Origin of the sequence: Paracoccus denitrificans, from assembly GCF_900100045.1 — a bacterium.
Taxonomy (GTDB): domain Bacteria; phylum Pseudomonadota; class Alphaproteobacteria; order Rhodobacterales; family Rhodobacteraceae; genus Paracoccus; species Paracoccus denitrificans.
This window is the reverse complement of record NZ_FNEA01000079.1, coordinates 1-2,450: the sequence shown is the minus strand read 5'-3', so window position 1 is coordinate 2,450 and position 2,450 is coordinate 1. Positions and strand designations below refer to the sequence as shown.

At 65.8% G+C, this 2,450-nt stretch carries 2 protein-coding genes; both read right to left on the bottom strand.

The window, feature by feature from the left end:
• Window positions 1-46: 46 nt before the first annotated feature.
• Entirely contained in the window at window positions 47-1,099 is a 1,053-nt protein-coding gene (gene pseI / locus BLT64_RS25775; RefSeq protein ID WP_232290602.1) for a pseudaminic acid synthase, read from the bottom strand.
• Between the two features lie 154 nt (window positions 1,100-1,253).
• The gene (pseC, locus tag BLT64_RS25770; protein ID WP_011749799.1) at window positions 1,254-2,408 is read right to left on the bottom strand and encodes a UDP-4-amino-4,6-dideoxy-N-acetyl-beta-L-altrosamine transaminase; all 1,155 of its coding nucleotides are present in this window, start codon (window positions 2,406-2,408) and stop codon (window positions 1,254-1,256) included.
• Between the last annotated feature and the right edge of the window lie 42 nt (window positions 2,409-2,450).

Here is a 2,450-nt window from a genome sequence, read left to right as displayed (position 1 = left end):
GCTCGGTCCAACTACGCCCGAGCGAGGCAGTCATTGTCGACATGACTCAGATCCCCTCCGTGTCGGAATGCCCTTCCAGCAGATCCCAGCTCATCGGCGTGCCCTTCGCGGCGTCGCGTCCCAGCCGGCGGCCGAGCAGCATGTCGTAATGGCGCGGGGCGAGCCCGGATCCGGGGCGGATGCGGCGCAGATTGGCCGGGGTCAGGATGTCGCCCGCCTTCATGTCCTGCCCGATATAGAGCGAGCGTCGCTTGCGCCTGCCTGCCTGCTCCGAAGCGGTGCCGCCGAAATGGACGCGGCCCAGCGACTGCGCGGCGCGGGTGGTCTCGTCGACCAGAAGGCGGAATTCCCCGGGCTCCAGCGAGAAGGCTGAATCCACGCCGCCTTCGCTGCGGTCCAGGATGAAATGCTTCTCGATCACGCTGGCGCCGAGCGCGGTGGCGGCGACCGACACTCCTACCCCCAGCGTATGGTCCGACAGGCCGAAGTTCACCCCGAAGGTGGCGCCGATCTGCGGCATGGTCAGCAGGTTGGTGTTCTCGGGAGAGGCCGGATAGCTCGAGGTACATTTCAGCAAAGTGAGGTTGGTGCAGCCGGCCGAGAGTGCCGCCTCCACCGCCTCGTCGATCTCGCCGATCGTGGCCATCCCTGTCGAGATAATCAGCGGCTTTTTCGTGGCGGCGACATAGCGGATCAGCGGCAGGTCCACCGCCTCGAAGGAGGCAACCTTGTAGGCCGGGGCGCCGAGGTCTTCCAGCAGGTCCACCGCCGCCTCGTCGAAGGGCGTGGAGAAGCACAGGATGCCCCGCTCTTTCGCGCGCGTGAAGATCGGCTTGTGCCAGTCGGCAGGCGTCATCGCTTCCTGGTAGAGGTCGTAGAGCCGCCGGCCGAACCAGAGCGATTTCGGATCGCGGATACTGAACTCGCCCTCATCGAGGTCAAGCGTCATGCTGTCGGCGGTGAAGGTCTGGATCTTGATCGCATCGGCGCCGACATCGGCGGCGGCATCGATGATGGCCAGCGCCTTGTCGAGGGAAGCGTTATGGTTGCCCGACATCTCGGCGATGATGAAGGGGCGGTTCCCCTTATTCCCGGGCAAAAGTTCTTCCCGCAAGGTTTTCATATGATGTCCTTTCCGTCAGATCGACGTCAAATCCTGAGGGTTTTCGGCCTGAATTTCCGATGGATTTACTCGGTGAGGCTTACAGAAAACGGACCCGGGGAAGAAGCAAGCCCTCCCCCGGGAGCGGTGTTCAACAGAGCAGCCGGTGCAGCGTGGCGATGACCTGCGCCTGGTCGGCCTCGCTCAGCGTGGCATAGAGCGGGATCGAGAGCGCGCGGGCATAGTAGTCCTCGGCCACCGGGCACTCGTCCTGCGGGAAGCCGTGCTCGACGTACCAGGGCTGACGGTAGACCGGCAGGTAGTGCATGTTCACCCCGATCCCGGCTGCGCGCAGCGCGTCGAACAACGCGCGGCGGTCGAGCGGTGCGTCCTGCGTCACCAGCACGGGATAGAGATGCAGCGCCGAGCGCTGGCCCTCCGCCTGATGCGGCAGTTGCAGCGGCAGGCCACGCAGCTGCTCGTCATAGACCGCGCGGCGGGCGTGGCGGGCCTCGATGAAGCCCGCAAGCCGGGCCATCTGGCTGGCGCCGAGCGCAGCCTGCAGGTCGGTCATCCGGTAGTTGTAGCCAAGCGCCACCTGCTCGTAATACCAGCCGCCATGCGGCTCGTTGCGCATCAGGGCAGGGTCGCGCGTCACGCCATGGCTGCGCAGCAGTTCTATCTTCTGCGCCAGTTCGGGATCGCGGGTGGTCGCGGCCCCGCCCTCGGCGGTGGTGATGATCTTCACCGGATGGAAGGAAAAGACGCAGATGTCGGAAAAGCGGCAGTCGCCGACCGGAGCATTGCCGAAGAAGGCGCCGATCGAATGGCTGGCATCCTCGACCACGCGGAAGCCGTAGCGGCGGGCAAGCTCCGCCAGCCGCGCCATGTCGCAGGACTGTCCCGCCAGATGCACCGGCGCCACGATCTTCGGCAGCCGTCCCTCGGCCTCCGCCACGACCAGCATCGCCTCCAGCCGGTCGAGATCGAGCGTGTAGGTCACCGGGTCGATGTCGACGAAGCGCACCTCCGCCCCGCAATAAAGCGCGGCATTGGCAGTGGCGACGAAGGTGACCGGCGCCGTCCAGAACTCGTCGCCGGGTCCGAGGCCGAGCGCCAGATAGGCGACATGCAGCGCCGAGGTGGCGCTGTTCATCGCCACCGCATGCGGCACGCCGCACCAGTCGCTCAGCGCTGCCTCGAAACGCGGCACCGCCGGGCCCTGGGTGATGAAATCACTTTTCAGGACTTCGACCACCGCCGTGATATCGGCGTCGTCGATGTCCTGGCGGCCATAAGGGATCATGCCATGGCCTTCGCGTTGAACTCCACGATCTCGTCCACGCTC